Annotated in this window: 14 protein-coding genes; 3 read left to right on the top strand and 11 right to left on the bottom strand. The window is 66.4% G+C overall.

The genetic code is table 11. The features are described 5' to 3' along the window. Window positions 1-2: 2 nt before the first annotated feature. The 5 genes from LDO41_RS29840 to LDO41_RS29860 form a co-directional block, all read right to left on the bottom strand. A complete protein-coding gene (locus LDO41_RS29840) occupies window positions 3-377 on the bottom strand; it encodes a response regulator transcription factor (protein ID WP_223994834.1) in 375 nt (124 codons plus the stop codon). A gap of 307 nt (window positions 378-684) precedes the next feature. Beyond that, window positions 685-1,770: a porin gene (locus LDO41_RS29845; RefSeq protein WP_223994836.1), complete on the bottom strand. Its 1,086-nt coding sequence runs from the start codon at window positions 1,768-1,770 to the stop codon at window positions 685-687. 56 nt (window positions 1,771-1,826) lie between these two features. Then, window positions 1,827-2,297, bottom strand: a complete 471-nt coding sequence (locus LDO41_RS29850) for a DoxX family protein (RefSeq protein WP_223994838.1) — start codon at window positions 2,295-2,297, stop codon at window positions 1,827-1,829. Continuing rightward, complete coding sequence (locus tag LDO41_RS29855) at window positions 2,297-4,168, bottom strand: amidohydrolase (RefSeq protein ID WP_223994840.1); 1,872 nt, start codon at window positions 4,166-4,168, stop codon at window positions 2,297-2,299. Before LDO41_RS29855 ends, LDO41_RS29850 begins: the two co-directional genes overlap by 1 nt. Window positions 4,169-4,236: 68 nt before the next feature. Then, the gene (locus tag LDO41_RS29860; RefSeq protein ID WP_223994842.1) at window positions 4,237-4,935 is read right to left on the bottom strand and encodes a hydrolase; all 699 of its coding nucleotides are present in this window, start codon (window positions 4,933-4,935) and stop codon (window positions 4,237-4,239) included. A gap of 246 nt (window positions 4,936-5,181) precedes the next feature. On the opposite strand from LDO41_RS29860, the gene LDO41_RS29865 reads away from it, so the two are divergent. Together LDO41_RS29865 and LDO41_RS29870 are read left to right on the top strand one after the other, a co-directional pair. Beyond that, on the top strand, window positions 5,182-5,847 hold the full coding sequence (locus LDO41_RS29865; protein WP_223994844.1) for a sensor histidine kinase: 666 nt from the start codon (window positions 5,182-5,184) through the stop codon (window positions 5,845-5,847). A 54-nt stretch (window positions 5,848-5,901) separates the two neighbouring features. Further along, window positions 5,902-6,804: a helix-turn-helix domain-containing protein gene (locus tag LDO41_RS29870; protein WP_223994845.1), complete on the top strand. Its 903-nt coding sequence runs from the start codon at window positions 5,902-5,904 to the stop codon at window positions 6,802-6,804. Window positions 6,805-6,828: 24 nt separating this feature from the next. On the opposite strand, the gene LDO41_RS29875 is transcribed toward LDO41_RS29870, so the two are convergent. The 5 genes from LDO41_RS29875 to LDO41_RS29895 all read right to left on the bottom strand — a co-directional run bounded on the left by LDO41_RS29875 (window position 6,829) and on the right by LDO41_RS29895 (window position 14,261). Then, a complete protein-coding gene (locus tag LDO41_RS29875) occupies window positions 6,829-7,494 on the bottom strand; it encodes a response regulator transcription factor (RefSeq protein WP_223994847.1) in 666 nt (221 codons plus the stop codon). Window positions 7,495-7,513: 19 nt separating this feature from the next. Then, window positions 7,514-11,452: an ATP-binding protein gene (locus tag LDO41_RS29880; protein WP_223994849.1), complete on the bottom strand. Its 3,939-nt coding sequence runs from the start codon at window positions 11,450-11,452 to the stop codon at window positions 7,514-7,516. Window positions 11,453-11,713: 261 nt separating this feature from the next. After that, window positions 11,714-12,160 carry a response regulator transcription factor gene (locus tag LDO41_RS29885; protein WP_318036306.1) on the bottom strand — a complete coding sequence of 149 codons (447 nt, stop codon included), beginning with the start codon at window positions 12,158-12,160 and terminating at the stop codon, window positions 11,714-11,716. Window positions 12,161-12,313: 153 nt separating this feature from the next. Continuing rightward, window positions 12,314-12,589, bottom strand: coding sequence for a XapX domain-containing protein (locus LDO41_RS29890; RefSeq protein ID WP_223994851.1), 276 nt, complete (start codon window positions 12,587-12,589; stop codon window positions 12,314-12,316). Between the two features lie 34 nt (window positions 12,590-12,623). Further along, complete coding sequence (locus LDO41_RS29895) at window positions 12,624-14,261, bottom strand: MFS transporter (protein ID WP_223994853.1); 1,638 nt, start codon at window positions 14,259-14,261, stop codon at window positions 12,624-12,626. Window positions 14,262-14,530: 269 nt separating this feature from the next. On the opposite strand from LDO41_RS29895, the gene LDO41_RS29900 reads away from it, so the two are divergent. Continuing rightward, window positions 14,531-15,184 carry a response regulator transcription factor gene (locus LDO41_RS29900; protein WP_377744878.1) on the top strand — a complete coding sequence of 218 codons (654 nt, stop codon included), beginning with the start codon at window positions 14,531-14,533 and terminating at the stop codon, window positions 15,182-15,184. Window positions 15,185-15,192: 8 nt separating this feature from the next. Here LDO41_RS29900 and LDO41_RS29905 read toward each other — a convergent pair whose 3' ends face one another. Then, window positions 15,193-15,900 (bottom strand): CerR family C-terminal domain-containing protein, encoded by a 708-nt coding sequence (locus LDO41_RS29905; RefSeq protein WP_223994855.1) that lies wholly within the window; start codon window positions 15,898-15,900, stop codon window positions 15,193-15,195. Window positions 15,901-15,941 lie beyond the last annotated feature (41 nt).

Genomic DNA, 15,941 nt, shown 5'->3' on the forward strand with positions numbered 1-15,941 from the left:
CGTCAGGCGGCCGGTGGTCTCAAGCGTGGCAGCAGGGCATTCTCGATGCAGCGGATGATATCAGTGTCCTGGAACGGCTTGTTCAGAAAGCACGAGGCGCCGGCATCCCGGGCGCGCTGCTCGTAACCTTCCTGGGCAAATGCGGTCATAAAGACCACCGGCATATCGTAGCCGCGCGCGCGCAAGGCTTCGCACAACGCGAAACCGTTCATGGCGGGCATCTGGATATCGGTGATCAGGCATGCAATATGGTCGATCGACGCGGACTGCAACAGTTCGGGGCCGCTGCTGAAGAGTTCCACATCCAGGTCAAACGAACGCACCAATCGTCCCATGGCATGCCGGACGGAAGCGTCGTCGTCGACGATGGCAATCACGGGGGTGGAAGTCACACAAAATCCTTAGAGTCTTGAGCGGTGACGAGGGGTCCGACGCCCTCCACCACTTGCTCACAGGATAGTCCCACCGGCCTGCGGGCCATATCATACGGTGGTATTGTCGTCGCCACGCTGACACACCCCGCCGCTTGCCAGACCCCACGCGGGGCGCGAGCACCCCGTCCGGGGGCATCGAGGCGACTCGCCCAATCAGCGTGTACGGTAATACCTTGGTATTAGGCACTACTCTCCCTGCAACAGCCCTACATCGGGCGTTGTGAAACATCACTGGCGTCTGGCGGGGCGGTCAGAAATTATGCCGCATGCCGAGGGCGAACGTCTGCGGGTCCGCGCCCGCGCTGATGCCGAGCTCATTGATCGCAAAGTCGTAGATGCCCTGGCTGCGGTTGTTGATGCGGCTGTAGAACGCGAACAGCGCGGTGCGCTTGGAGAGCGGATAGTCGTAGCCCACCGTGATCTGCGTGGCGCCGGTGTCGGGCCCGCTGCGGAAGAATCCCACGGTATCGGTGGAGGAGCCGGTGCCGTTGGCGGCCAGCCCAAAGCCGATGCGCACGCTGCCCACCCCCACCTGCTGCACCAGCGATGCATAGTAGGCGTTGCGCTGCAGGTCGCCGGTGTCGGTGCGGTAGTGCAGATGCTCGTAGACCGCGGCGATCCGCGTGCCGGTGCGCACCTGCCACGCAAAGCCGACCTTGAGCGCGTCGTCGTTGCGGCTGGCGGCCTGGTAGTGCTGGTGCACTTCGTAGGCGATGGTCGCGTTCAGCGGACCCGAGTCGTAGACCATGGCCGCCGAGTACAGCGCGGGATTGCGCGCGACGGTGGTTTTTTCCTCCGGCAACCCCGCGCCGAGCCAGACGCTGACCGGCCCGAACGACGGCGAGCGGTACTGCACGCTGTTTTTCTGGCGCCGGTCGAACGAGCTTGTGTCGTCAATATTGTTCGAGGTGGAGGTCGAGCCGTTGCCAATCAGCGCCATATAGCCGGCGGTGGTCGGATAGTACGGATCGTAGCCCATCGTCGACTCGGTGTAGGGCGTGTGCCAGTGCCCCATGAACAGCAGCCCGTAATCACCCTGCAGGCCGACGCGCGAGTTGCGGCTGGCGATCACGCCCTGTCCGGTGTCGAGCGACAGATTGCTTTCGATCTGCCAGACCGCCTTGAACGAGCCGCCGAGGTCTTCGTCGCCGCGCAGGCCGAACACCGAACGGTAATTGGTCTGGCGCACCACGCTGCCCAGCGCGGTGCCATCGGTGGCGGTGCTTGCGCGCGAGTATTCGATGGCGGTGTTCAGGCGGCCATAGACCGTCACGGTGCCGGCCAGCGCCGGGGCACTGCCGGCGACTATCAGCACGGGCACGGTGAAACGGGTCAAGCGGGTCAGCCGGTTCAGCCGGTTCAGCCGCTTCAGGGGACAACCGATACCAGCCATCATTGCAGTGCGCTGCCCTTCGTACCCGCCAACATTGCACGATCCCGTCTGGCGCGGCGTGCGCGCAGGTCTTCCCAAACGATCAGCAGGAACGCGCCGCACAAGCCCAGGTGCTCGTAGAACGCGTTCATCAGCATAAAGCGCGCCTCGGGCGGCGCATCCCAGTAACGGTTGGCCATCAGCGTCGCGGCAAGCGTGAACGCGGCGAGCGCCAGTGCCGCCAGCCAGCGCCATACACCCAGCACGATCATGGCCGGTGCCACCAGTTCGAGCGCGATGACGGCGATCGCGGCAGGCTCGGCCGGCGCGATGCCGAAGTGCTGCATCTCGGCCACCGCGCCGCCGAAGTCGAATAGCTTGACGAGGCCGCCCTGCAGGTAGGCCGCGCAGATCAGCAGCAGCGCGAGCGTGCGCAGCCAGTGCGGCGGCGCCTGCACGGCGGTGTCAGCCGTGGAATGAGCGCCGCGCATCAGAACGCCCAGCACGAGCAGCCGAGCGCGCCCCAGAAGGTGCTCTCGTCGCTGGCCGGCACGCTCGAGGTCCAGGCGCGCGCATGCGCATGGCCATGCACGCCGCACGACGACGCGCAGCCGCAGGCCGTGTTCATGGCCAATTGCCTGGCCTGTGCGGTCGGGCGCGGCTGGTACTTGCTGCCGTGGCGGGCCGGCGACCAGTCGGGCATCGCTGGGGGGAGTGAGGGCGAGTACTGGTCGAACTCGTTATCGCCATATACCACCTTGCCACCGAGCACGGTCATCACCGATGTGATGTCCTGGATGTCGTCACCGGGCACCGCGAAGTAATCGGCCGACAGCACTGCGAGGTCAGCGAGCTGGCCGACCGCGATGCGGCCTTTCTTGCCTTCTTCCGAGGAGAACCACGTATTGGCTTCGGTCCACAGCCGCAGCGCGGTCTCGCGGTCGAGCAGGTTCGCCTGCGGATACATCGACATGCCGCCCACGGTCTTGCCCGTGGTGAGCCAGTACAGCGACACCCATGGGTTGTAGGAAGCCACACGCGTGGCGTCGGTCCCCGCGCCCACCTTGACGCCGCGCTCGAGCATCTTCTTTACCGGCGGCGTGGCTTCGGCGGCCTTCGAGCCATAACGCTCGACGAAGTATTCGCCCTGATAGGCCATGCGGTGCTGGACGGCGATGCCGCCGCCGAGCGCCGCGATGCGGTCGATATTGCGGTCCGTAATCGTTTCCGCATGATCGAAGAACCAGTTCAGGCCAGTGAACGGGATGTCCTTGGCGACCTTCTCGTACACGTCCAGCGCGCGCGAAATGGTTTCGTCGTAGGTCGCGTGCAGGCGCCACGGCCAGCGCTTCTCGGCCAGCAGACGGATCACGGGTTCGAGGTCGGCTTCCATCGAAGGCGCCATATCGGGCCGCTCGACGCGGAAGTCCTCGAAGTCGGCCGCGGTGTAGACCAGCATCTCGCCCGCGCCATTGTGGCGATAGAGGTCGTCGCCCTGGCCCGGCCTGACGGTCGAGGTCCAGGTCTTGAAGTCGCTGAGTTCTTCCTTCGGCTTCTGCGTGAACAGGTTGTACGCGAGCCGAATCGTGAGCTGACCTTCCTTATGCAGCTCCTCGATGATGTTGTAGTCCTCGGGGTAATTCTGATAGCCACCGCCCGCGTCGATCACGCCGGTCACGCCCAGGCGGTTCACTTCGCGCATGAAATGGCGCGTGGAATTCTTCTGGTACTCGGCCGGCAGCTTCGGGCCCTTGGCCAGCGTCGCGTAGAGAATCGTAGCGTTGGGCTTGGCCAGCAGCAGACCGGTCGGATTGCCACTGGCGTCGTGCACGATCTCGCCGCCAGGCGGATGAGGCGTGTCGCGGTTGTAGCCCACCGCGCGCAGTGCCGCGCCGTTGAGAATCGCGCGGTCGTACAGATGGAGGATGAACACTGGCGTGTCGGGCGCCACGGCATTGAGTTCCTCGATCGTCGGCAGGCGCTTCTCCGCGAACTGGTGCTCGGTAAAGCCACCGACCACGCGCACCCATTGCGGCGCGGGTGTGCGGTCCACCTGCGCCTTGAGCATGCGCATCGCATCGGCCAGCGAACGCACGCCATCCCAGCGCAACTCCATGTTGTAGTTGAGGCCGCCACGGATGATGTGCATGTGGCTGTCGATCAGCCCCGGAATCGCGCGGCGGCCGTTGAGGTCGATCACGCGTGTCTGCGGTGCCGCCAGTTTCATGACCTCGTCGCGCGTGCCCACGGCCACGAAGCGCCCGTCGTGGATCGCGACCGCGTCCGCTTGCGGGCGCGTGCGGTCGAGCGTGGTGAACTTCCCGTTGACGAGGATGAGGTCTGGCGTCTGGGGCGAGGACATGGCGAAAATCTCCGAAGAGGCCGCCGCACCGAGCGCGGCAGCCGAAGCAAGAAACTGGCGACGACGCATCAGCGCTCGATGACCGGTGCGTGAACAGGAGCGAGCGACTCGTGCTGCGTGGCGGTGCGCTGCGCGGCCTTGTGCACCATCGTGTAGGCGTAGTCGACGCCCATGCCATACGCGCCGGAGTGCTCCTTGGCTACAGCCATCACCGCATCGTAGGTGTCGCGGTTCTTCCAGTCGCGTTGCCACTCCAGCAGCACCTGCTGCCAGGTCACGGGCACCACGCCGGCCTGCACCATGCGCTGCATGGCGTAGTCGTGCGCGTCCTTGGTGGTGCCACCCGAGGCATCGGCCACCATATAGATCTCGTAGTCGCCTTCGAGCATCGCGCACAGCGCGAACGTGGTGTTGCAGACCTCGGTCCACAGACCTGCGACCACGACCTTGCGGCGGCCGTTGGCCTTGAGCGCGTCGCGCACCTTCTGGTCGTCCCACGAATTCATCGAGGTGCGCTCCAGTGTCTTGGCATTCGGGAAGACGTCGAGCAGTTCCGGGTAGGTGTAGCCCGAGAACGAATCGCTTTCCACGGTGGTGATCGTGGTCGGCACATTGAAGATCTTTGCGGCCTTGGCCAGGCCCACCACATTGTTCTTGAGCGTTTGACGATCCATCGACTGCACGCCGAACGCCATCTGCGGCTGATGGTCGATGATGATCAGCTGGCTGTTATGCGGGGTCAGCACTTCGAGCTTGGGATTGGACATGATGTCACTCCTTGCAGAACGGGTTGGGCAGGAGACGGAAGACTATGTGCGCGCCCCGGTCGCGACCATCCCCTCATCGTATTAGTGCCCTCGACATCGGCCGTGCGAGCACACGTTTGTACAAAAACCGCACAGCCGTTCTATCGATGCCGCACTGCGGCATGTACATTGCCACCGGGGTCGCGCCAGTCGCGCGATCCAGTCTCATCCGCCGTCTCAGACGGTTGCATAAGGAAAGGTGCCGCCATGAATTGCTCGAACCGCACGCCCGGGCTTGCACCGCTCGCACCGCTCGCTGTGCTGTCCGCGTCGATCGCGCATGCGATGCGCGAGCCGCTGACCGCCATCGCGCTCGAGGCCGGTACCGTGCAGCGCCGGTTGCGCGGGGCGTGTGGTGCTGCGAATGCCGGCGCGCTCGAGGACGTGAGCGAAGGCCTGCGCCGCATTCAGGAGCAGGCCGCGCGCGCGGACGCGCAGATGCGCTGCCTGCATAAGCTGATGCGGATAGAGGACGGCGTGTGGGGAACGGCGCACGGCGAATGCTCGACGTTGTTCGCGTTGGATGCGGCCATCCTCGAAGCTGTGGCGCTGGCACGCGTCGCACTCTACGACGCGGGGCTCGACCTGCAGGTGGAGATCGCACCGGCGCTGGCGCGTGTGGAAGGCGAGCGCGCGCGGGTCCAGCATGCCGTGCTCGGCCTGCTGGCGGAGGCGTTGACCGAACGCGCGGGACGCAACGCGCCGGCGGCGACGCTGCGGCTGGCAGTGGGATCCTGCTTGCAGGGCGGCGCGAGTGTCCACCTTGCGCTCGAGAGCACCACCGAGGGCGCCACCCAGGGCACCACCGAGGGCACCACAATGCGGCGTGCGCGTCTGCCGATCGTCTCGGTGATTGCACACGCGCATGCATAGACTCGCCGCATCCTGCTATCCTCTGGTGGTCTTATGCCGCACGAGCAGATCACCATGCACGCTATTGCCCCTCGCCCCGCGCATGTGGATACATTCGGATGCACGGCCGACCGCCTCAGCGACGATCAGGCACTGATCGGCAAGGACGTCCAGTTCTACCGCAAGAGTTCGCTCGGCAAGCGCGCGACGCAGGTCGTCATGCCGGCCACCGATCGTGGCGTGCTGCTCGGCGTAGCGCTACGCGGCGGACATCGCCGCCGCATTTTCGATGGCCGGCAGGCGCGCACGCACGACTTCGACAACGGCGCGATCTACCTGCGCAGTCTCGCGGTGGAATACAAGGCCGATCTCTGCAGCGACTTCGATTTCATGCTGGTCGAGATCTCGCGCGCGTTCATCGAGCGCGTGGCCGTGGAACGCGGTGCCAACACCATAAGCCTGCAACCGATGGCCGGTCATGCCGACCCGGTGCTCGCGCACCTTGCACATGCCATGGTGCCGGTGCTGCAGCACCCCGAGCAGGCATGTCAGCTGTTCGTCGACCAGTTGAGTCTGGCCATTGGCGCCCATTTGGTGCATCGCTATGGTCCGGGCGCGGCGCTGCCTGAGGATGGCGGCAAGGCGCTCAGGCGCCTGCCCCAGCGCAGCGTGGAACGCGCCAAGGAAATGCTGGCCGCGCGCATCGACGGCAACCTGTCCGTGGGAGAAGTGGCCGATGCGTGCCAGCTGTCGCGCAGTCATTTCACGCGTGCGTTTCGGGAATCGACCGGGCAGACGCCACATCAGTGGCTGATCGAACGGCGGCTGGAACGCGCTTACGCGTTGCTGCGGGACACGGATCTGCCGCTGGCCGAAGTGGCGATGGTGTGCGGCTTTTGCGATCAGAGCCACTTCACGCGCGTGTTCGCGCGCGCCACCGGCGTTACGCCGGGCGTCTGGCGCCGCGCTGTCGTGTGAGGGAATGCGATCCGGTGGCCGCGCTCAGTCCGGAGCAGCCCTGACAAGACCGAGCGCGCGCGCCATCGTGACGAGCTCCGCGAACGTGCGGGCCTGCATCTTCTTCATGGTCTGCGCGCGATAGGTCTTGACCGTCGCCGGGCTGATCTCCAGCGCTTCCGCGACTTCCTTGTTCGACAGGCCGCGTGCCAACAGCGTCATGGCATCGCGTTCGCGTGGGGTCAGGCTGGCAAAGCCGATCCGCAGCGCGGCGGTGCGCTCCAGGTCGGCGCGGCGCTGGCTATCGAGGTGCAGTGCCTCGAACACGGCGTCGAGCAGCTCCTGTTCCCGAAAAGGCTTGGCGATGAAATTGATCGCCCCGCGCTTCATGGCCATCACGGTCATCGGCACATCGCCGACGCCCGACAGGAACACGATCGGCGTATGGATCCCGTCCTCGCGCAGTTGCGCCTGCAGGTCCATGCCGCTCAGGCCGTCGAGCGAAATGTCGAGCACGATGCAGCTGGGCCGGTCCGGCATGGGCGCGGCCAGCAGTGCTTCGGCCGTGGTGTGCTGCACCACCTGCAGGCCGATCGAGGCGAACAGACCCGACACCGCGTCGCGTACAGCGGCGTCGTCGTCCACGACGATGACCACGTAGTCACGTGCGGTGTCTTCGGTCCAGCCAGAAAATCGGGATGTCACTTCCATGATTCGGTACGCAGAAACTTCAACTATTCAGTGAATCGGTGTGTAAAACGTCGGGCGTGGGCGGGATAACGAACTGGAAGATGGCTCCCGCTGGGTGATTGGGCGATGCCCACAGTCGTCCGGCGTGCGATTCGACAATCGATCGACAGATCGCAAGGCCCATGCCCAGTCCGTGCTCCTTGGTCGTGTAGAACGCCTCGAACAGTTGCTCCGCCTGCTCCGGGGGCAGGCCGGTGCCCTCGTCGTGTACCGCCACCAGCACACCGCCGGCTTCCGCGCGCGCGGTGCGCACCAGTACCTCGCGGCGCCGGCGCGATTTGTTGGTGGCCTCGCGGTGATTGGGTCCATGAGCGGCGGCCGTGGCATCGATCGCGTTCATCAGCAGATTCAATACGACCTGCTGCAACTGCACGCGGTCCCCGGCCACGCGCGGCAGGTCGGTCGCCAGCGTCATGCCGATCGTGCAACCCTGTCGCATGGCCTCGCCGCGCACCAGTGGCAACGTGTCCTCGATCACCGAATTGAGGTCCACGCACGCCCGCGCCGTGGCCGTCTTCTTGAGCATGGCGCGCATGCCCGCGATGACCGCGCTCGCGCGTTCGCTCTGCGTGGCCACTCCGTGCAGCGCGGCCTGTGCCTCGTCGAGGTTCGGCGGCGCGCGGCGCAGCCAGCGCGTGGCCGCACTTGTGTTGGCAATGATCGCCGCCAGCGGCTGGCTGACTTCATGCGCAATCGACGACGCCAGCGCACTGAGCGTCATCACGCGCGACACATGGGCGAGTTCGCACTGTGCCTGCATCAGTGCCGCGTCAGCGCGCCTTCGTTCGTGGTACAGGCGGCTGTTCTCGAGCGCGACGGCGGCCTGCGAGGCGAGCAGCTTGAGGATGGCGGCACGGGCCGGCACGAACACGCGCGGCGCGAGGCGGTTCTCGACGTACAGCACGCCGACCAGCGTCGCCTGGTTGAACAGCGGCAGGCATAGCATCGAGCGTGGCCGGTAGCGTTGCACGTAGGGGTCGCTCATGTACGCCGACAGGTTCGGGGCATTGTCGACGCCAACGCTCTCCCCGGAAGCCAGCACCTGCTCGATCAGCGGCAGGGGCGCGCGATCGGCGGTGATGGCGCATCCCGCGCCGCCCTCCGTGTCGGGGCCGCTCGTGGCACCGGTGTCGGGCGCGCTGACGATCGTGCCATCGTCGCTGGCCAACGCATCCGCGGCCAGGCGTGGACGACCGTCGCGCATCAGGATCAGCATGCCGCGGGTGGCGCCGGCCTGTTCCAGCGCGGTGCGCATCAATGTGTCGACCAGCTTGTCGAGGTGGATCTCGCGCGAGATCGCCAGCGATACCTCGAGCACCGTAGCCAGATCCAGATGCTCCAGCGGCGCGTCGATGGTGCCCATCAGCGCGGGCCGGTGCTCGTCGTCGGCCAGCCGTGGGTAAAGTGCATCGAGCTGCCACACCTTGCCGTCGGCACCCCAATGACGATAGCAGCGGCGCGCTTCCTGCAGGTACATGCGCGCCACCTTCGGCAGCCCGCGCGACAGATAGAAGCGCGCGGCGAGCTCATTGGCCAGCGCCTGGTTGTGCACCAGCGCGTGGTCGCGCGCGGTGTCGATCGCCACTTCGTAGCGGCGCATCGCCTCGACGTCGCGGCCGTCGAGCCGCGCGATCTCGGCACCGACCAGCGCGGCGCGGTCGGCAAACGTGGCCGGACAGTGCTCGGCCCAGCGTTCGAGCTGACGGTGATACACAGCGAGCGCCTCGCGCCGCTGGCGCGCATCGGTCGCGCCCTCGCGCTGGGCCGCGTGCGCGAGCGCGGCATAGAAGCAGTGCTCGGCCTGCTCGAGAAACGACGGGCACGACCACAGCAGCGGTTCGGCCTGCTCGGCCGCGTGCACGGCGGCGTCTATGTCGCCGGCAAGAAAGCGTGCCTGCAGCCGGCGAATCCAGTACCAGCAGGCCACCAATGCAAGACCCTTGTCGCCGCTCACGCGTCGCGCGAACGCGTCTTCGTCGAAGCCGCTGCGATCAGATCCCCCCTCATCCGACGAACCCGGTTCATCGAACGAGCCAAACACGGGCGTCAGGCCGCGCAACGTACGGATCAATTGCAACTGCAGGGCGATGCGATCGGTGGCCAGCCCAAAGCGCGCCTGGCGCGCATAGGCGAGGCCGGCCTCGGCCTCGGGCTGTACGGTAGCCAGCGCGTCGCCGCTGACCAGCGCGTGCGTGATCAGGTTGTTGTGGATGAACGAGGCATGGGTCACGTCGCCGAGCCGGCCCATGACATCGACCGCGCGGCGCAGCACGCCGGTGGCCACGGCCAGCGGCTCTCTCCACGGCAACACGTGCGCGCCCACCACCTGATAGACGCGCGCCTGCACACTAGGGATGGCATCGCGATCGGCCAGCGCCAGTGCCAGTTGCGCGAACGCGAAGTTTTCGGCGTTACCGGAAGCCGGCTCGAGAATCATCGCGAGCCAGGCATAGCCGAGTGCCGAGGTGCCGCCGTTGCCGTGCGTCAGGCTCAGGTTGACCTGACGCAGGATCGCGCGCGTGCGCAGGTGTTCGTCGGTGTACCACGCGGGGGGCATCAGCGACGTGAGCACCTCCATGGTGCCCAGCGCCACCGGATCGGTCATGCGCGGCAGGTCGAGCAGGTCGGTGACGGGCCGGTCCCCGAGCGTCTCGCGCAACTGCTCCCGCAGCATGCGGTATTCGCGCTGCACGTCCTCGGCCGACGGGTGCGCGGTCCAGGCGCCCTCGGCCCGCTCGAGATACTGCACGCCCACGGCCGCCGCGAGGTCGCGCTGGTCGCTGGTCATCAACAGCTCGAGCAATGTGCGCGTGGCGGTGGCCAGCTCGGGCAGATCGGCGCGGGCGCAGGCGCCGGCGCCCGCCTCGAGCAACGTGGCAACGCGTCGTTCGGCCTCGGGGATATCGCGCGGGGGCACCGCATGGCGGGCGCGGGTGGCGGCGCGGTGGGGCACACCGGGGGCCGCGCCGGGCGCGTCAGCCTCGCCATGGCCGGCAGCGGCGAGGTCGTGCCGGGCCAGCGGAAATACCGGGATGTCGCGCGCAAGCCGCCATGCGTCCGCGCAATGGCGCAGGTCCGCCGCCAGGCCCGCCGCGCTCTGATAGCGGTCCTCGGGCGCCTTGGCCAGCAGCTTCATGACGATCTGTGCCACCGCCACGGGAATCCACGGCCGGCCCTGATCCACCGAAATGGGCTGCCGCGCGACATGGTTGTAGACCCAGTCTTTGGCGTCATGCCCGCGAAACGGTAGCGTACCCGCGAGCATTTCATAGAACGTGATGCCGAGCGCGTACAGGTCGCTGCGCGCATCGACGGAAAGATTCATGCAGCCGGTCTGCTCGGGCGCCATGTAGGCGAGCGTGCCGGCGATCTCGGTCTGCGGTGTGCCGACGCCACGGCCATGGCCGGCCTCGGTGCCGCGCGTCGCGATGCCGAAGCCGGTCAGCCACGCGTTGCCGTGCGTGGGGGTATCCGTATGCTCTTCAATGGAAACCAGCACATGCGCGGGTTTGATATGGCGATGGAGCACGCCCGTGTCGTGCAGCTTCGCCAGCGCGGCGGCGATCGGTGGCGCCAGGCGCAGGAAGCGATCCACCTCCATTGGCGCGCCAACCAGACTGCTCAGCGGCGTCGCGCCCGGGTCTTCGAGCAGCAGCACACCGTGGCCCCGCTCGCGATGAGAGGCCACAGGCCGCGCGGCCCAGGCGCTGTCCAGCACGTCGCGCAGGTCGTACTCGCGAGCCAGCCGGGCCAGCGTGGCGGGCGCCGGGCTGTCGCTGAGCGTCCAGGCCACGAGCATGGGGCGCCAGCGGCCGTCCGCATCGGGACGACGGCATTTGCCGAAGATGACGTCGGCATCTTCCCAGAGGATCTCGAAGCCGAAATCGCGGCGGGCGTCCAGAAATGAAGAGGCGTACATCGTCCGAGTGTCATCGCGCCGCCGGACGTCGTCCGGCGCAACGCCTTGCGAAGAGCTGTGCGAAAGTCGCGTTGAATACTCGCGTGGAAAACTCGCGTTGAAAACTTTTACTTCGCAAGCTTTTAACAGGGGAAGCGACGATCGATGAGGGTCACCCTTCGGGATGTAGGGTTATTGAAAGAATGGGATCGGTGGGAAATGAAATCGATTTCAGGCGAATTCACGCGGTCGAGAGGAGACCGGACCACGTCGGGCGGCGCTTCAACAGCCACCCAGCACGCGCTCTATACAGTGGATCAGGTCATCCTCGTCGAACGGTTTCGCGAGGAACTGCGTGGCGCCCGCGGCGCGCGCGCTCTGTTCCATGTCCTCACCGGCAAACGCGGTCATCAGGATCACCGGCACGTCGCAGCCCCGCGCGCGCAGCGCCTGGCATACCGCAAAGCCGCTCATCGCGGGCATCTGCACGTCGCTGATGATGCATGACAACGCATCGATGGACGGCGCCTCGAGCAGATCCTGCCCGCTCGCATAGAGTTCGACGCGAAAATCGAAAGACCGCAGCAGGCGCCCGACGGCCACCCGGACAGCCTCGTCGTCGTCGACGATGCCGATGGCGTGAGAGGCGGCGCGAATGGCGCCAGCAGAAGCGGCAGAAACAGCAATCACACGGAATCCTTCAAGGCTCCTCTCGGCGGTTGGCAGCACCCGATCTGCGGTAACTGCCAGATGTGAGCATACTGTCGCGCGACCCATCTTGGTATCCCACAATTGGGTACCCTTGCTACGCGAACGAAGCCTTACGGACACCATAACGTGCCGCACGCCGCGCCGGTGCACAACCGGCGCCGCGCACGGGCATCAATGCGTCTGGTCCTTGTCGGCGCCCTCGCGTGCCGCCAGTGGGGGCGCCGGGGTGCCGGTAATTTTAGGCATGCACTCGGAATGGAACCAGGCCACCGTCACCGGCTCGCCGGCCAGCATCCGCTTGATCGGCGGTACCACCTGCTCACCGATCAGCATGCCGAGCAGACCGATCAGTGCCACGGCCGGCGGCGCGGGCGAACGCACCTGCATCAGTGCATAGATGATGCCGACGAGCACGCCGGCGCCCAGGGAGACGAGATAGAGTTTCATGGTGCGAACGAGATAGAGATAGCGGTTGAACGTTTCAGTGGCGCGCGGGCTTCGCACGCTCGTCGCGCGGCAACCCCACGCCAAGCAGGTGTCGCACCCGCGGCGGTTCGGTGCCGGTGTGGAAGCGCACGATATCGCGCTGGAGGTCGGCATCGGCGTTTGGCACACGGCGATGCTGGCGCAGATGCTCGGCCCACGACTCCACGAGGAACCATTCGGTCAGCAGTTCGGGATCGGCCGGGTCTTCCATCACGCCCCAGTTGAACGCTCCGTCGCGCAGACGTTCCTCGGACAGCTTGTGCACCGCGCGCAGGAAGTCGTTGCGATGCGCATGGGGAATGCAATACTCGATCAGGATCATCACCGGACCGCGGTCGTGCGTGATGCGATCCGCCATGCCATCGGCCATTTCAGGCTCCGGCCAGTGCTGCGCCGGGCCGAGATCTTCCTCGCCGCGCGGCAGGCGCAACCGGTGCAGCAGCGTGGCGGCGATGACCAGGCCGATGCCCGCGATCAGCAGCGCATGCGGCGTGCCGAGTGCCTGCGCCACGAACCCCCACAACAGGCTGCCGCCCGCCATCGCACCGTTGAACACCATCTGGTAGACGGCCAGCGCGCGGCCGCGCACCCAGTTCGGCAGAATGGCCTGCGCGGCGCCGCCGAGCGTGGTCAACGCCGTAATCCACGCGGCGCCGAGCAGCAACAGCAACGGCAGCGCCAGCCAGATCGGCGGCGCGAACGACAGCGCGGCCATCACCGCTGCCGTCACGAGCGCGGACAGCAGCACCATGCCGTCGCCATCGAGGCGTTTCTGCAACGACGGCATGACCAGTGCGCCGGCAATCGCGCCCGCGCCCACCGCGCCGAGCAGTACGCCGTAGAGCCCGGCGCCGCCGTGCAGCAATTGTTTCGCCACCAGCGGCAGTAATGCCCAGACGCTGCTGCCGAACGCGAAATGCACGGCGGCGCGAATGAGCACGATATGGAGCTTGCTGTGCGCGCGCGTGAAACGGAGCCCCGCGCGGAATGCACTGAAGAAGTGCTCGCGCAACGGGTCGGGCGGTTGCACCGGACGCCGCCACCAGACCAATGCGGCAATCACGAAGAGGTAGCTGGCCAGGTCGGCGCCATAGGTTGCCGATGCACCAAACGCGGCCAGCAGCAGGCCGCCGGTGGCGGGGCCGATCGCTCGCGCGATGTTCACGCCCAGCGCGTTCAGCGCCACCGCCTGCCGCAGCGTGCTCGGTGGCACCAGTTCGGGGACGATGGACTGCCACGTCGGGCCCATCATCGCGGCACCGATGCCGCCGACGAAGGCGAGGCCGATCAGCAGTTCGATGGTCAGCGAGCCACGCCATGCCAGCAGCATCAGCGTGCCGCTGACGAACGCCAGGCCGATCTGGATGACGATAAGAAAGCGGCGGCGATCGAGAATATCGGACAGTACGCCCGCGGGAATCGCCAGCAGGAATACCGGCAGCGTTGCCGCAGCCTGGATCATGGCGACTGCCGCGGGTGAGGTCGACAGGTCGGTGGCGAGCCAGGCGCTGGCCACATCGCGCATGAAGCTGCCGATATTGCCAAGAATGGTAGCCACCCACAGGATGGCGAACGTCGGTTGCGCAAGCGGGGCGAAAGAGCCCGCGGCGGGTTTGGCGGTCGTCGAGGTCATGGAGGCGGGAGGCAGTTGCTATCGGGCGCAAGACTAGACCCCAAGGGCGACCGCGGCCATGCCCTCATCGTATTAGTGGGCCAACTCTCGTGATCGGGCGTCGTACTTAGCCGATGGTATGGGTGGCAGTGGCGGCGGCAGTGTGTTGAAATGCACGCCGGACTGACCGGGCTGGTGTGGTAACCGCACACCCGGGTTGGCGCATTGTGCGGCCCGGTCCGCTGTATATAATCCGCACACAACGCCAACGAGCGGAACGGAGAGAAATCGTGACATCGCAGAGCGGAGAGCCTGCCGTCGCCAACGAAGACGCGATGGTGCTGATCGTTGACGACGACGCCATGCTGCGCGCGGGGCTGGGCAACCTGTTCCGCTCGGTGGGCGTGCAGGTGATGCTGTTCGGCTCGGCCGCCGAGCTACTTGAGTACAAGCTGCCCGATGTGCCGTGCTGCCTCGTGCTCGACGTACGGCTGCGCGGCCCGAGCGGACTCGACCTGCAGACGCGGCTCGGCCAGATGGGCATCCATATTCCGATCATCTTCATGACCGGCTACGGCGATATCGCGATGACGGTGGCGGCCATGAAGGCCGGCGCCGAAGATTTCATGGCCAAGCCATTTCGCGATCAGGACCTGCTGGACGCGGTATCGGCGGCGCTGGAGAAAGACCGTCTGCGCCGCCGCGGCTTGCGCAAGGTGGAAGAGATTCGCGCGAATTACGCCACGCTGACGCCGCGCGAATCAGAGGTGATGGGCATGGCGGTGACTGGTCTGCTCAACAAGCAGATCGCCGGCGAGATCGGCATCAGCGAAGTCACCGTGAAGATCCACCGCGGCCAGGCCATGCGCAAGATGAAGGCCCGCACGTTCGCGGACCTCGTGCTGATGGCCCAGCAGATCGGCATCTGCAAGACCGACCAGTAATTTTCTCTTCAGCGGCCGGCGTCGCGCTCGACTACCAGCGCGCGCAGCAACAGCCGCGTCTGCTCGAGAATCACGCGCTCGATCCGGGCGGCCTCGTCGGCGCCAATCGACTCCCATCCCATGGCGCGCAACACATTGCGCTTCTTCGTCGGAAACGCCGCGCCCTGGCCGTCGATGGCGATCGTGCGGATACGCGTGATCTCGTCTGTGGCCGGACGCCCCGTGAGCCGGCCGATCAGTGAGCTCGTCACGCCGAACAGGCGCTGATTGAGCCCGCGGTCGAATACCTCGAACGCGGCCGGCGGGCCGAGGCCCGCGCGCTCGCGCGCAAGAAACTGCCGCCACGGCGTGGTATCGCCGCAATCCGCCGCAAACGACACGAATACCGCCTGAATGGCCAGATAGGCATCCATCAGCGCTTCGTCGCGCGCATCCGCCTGCGCGAGCACTGCCTCCGCCATCGACACGCTGGGGTCCAGCCGCGCCCAGACCCGATCGACGATGAACTGGATGCAGGCCAGGTAGACCCCTTCCTTGTTATCGAAGTAGTACTGGAGCGCGGGCGCATTGACGCCCGCCTGCCGCGCGATATCGCGCGTGGAGGCGCCCTCGAAGCCATGCGTGCCGAACAGTTCGAGCGCCGCCTCGATGATCCGCGCGCGGGTTTCCTCGCCTCGCTGATAGCCGCCCTCTGCCGCGGGCCGGTGTCGCGCCATGTGTCCCTTTCCTTTTTCGTGTTGATCGCTACAGCCCGAAA

This window comes from Cupriavidus pampae (assembly GCF_914271485.1).
Lineage (GTDB): Bacteria > Pseudomonadota > Gammaproteobacteria > Burkholderiales > Burkholderiaceae > Cupriavidus > Cupriavidus pampae.

Excerpts from the sequence above, each read along its gene's own strand:
- LDO41_RS29850 (WP_223994838.1), bottom strand. The coding sequence starts at position 2,297 with ATGCGCGGCGCTCATTCCACGGCTGACACCGCCGTGCAGGCGCCGCCG.
- LDO41_RS29895 (WP_223994853.1), bottom strand. The coding sequence starts at position 14,261 with ATGACCTCGACGACCGCCAAACCCGCCGCGGGCTCTTTCGCCCCGCTT.
- LDO41_RS29870 (WP_223994845.1), top strand. The coding sequence starts at position 5,902 with ATGCACGCTATTGCCCCTCGCCCCGCGCATGTGGATACATTCGGATGC.
- LDO41_RS29855 (WP_223994840.1), bottom strand. The coding sequence starts at position 4,168 with ATGTCCTCGCCCCAGACGCCAGACCTCATCCTCGTCAACGGGAAGTTC.
- LDO41_RS29875 (WP_223994847.1), bottom strand. The coding sequence starts at position 7,494 with ATGGAAGTGACATCCCGATTTTCTGGCTGGACCGAAGACACCGCACGT.
- LDO41_RS29905 (WP_223994855.1), bottom strand. The coding sequence starts at position 15,900 with ATGGCGCGACACCGGCCCGCGGCAGAGGGCGGCTATCAGCGAGGCGAG.
- LDO41_RS29860 (WP_223994842.1), bottom strand. The coding sequence starts at position 4,935 with ATGTCCAATCCCAAGCTCGAAGTGCTGACCCCGCATAACAGCCAGCTG.
- LDO41_RS29880 (WP_223994849.1), bottom strand. The coding sequence starts at position 11,452 with ATGTACGCCTCTTCATTTCTGGACGCCCGCCGCGATTTCGGCTTCGAG.
- LDO41_RS29890 (WP_223994851.1), bottom strand. The coding sequence starts at position 12,589 with ATGAAACTCTATCTCGTCTCCCTGGGCGCCGGCGTGCTCGTCGGCATC.
- LDO41_RS29865 (WP_223994844.1), top strand. The coding sequence starts at position 5,182 with ATGAATTGCTCGAACCGCACGCCCGGGCTTGCACCGCTCGCACCGCTC.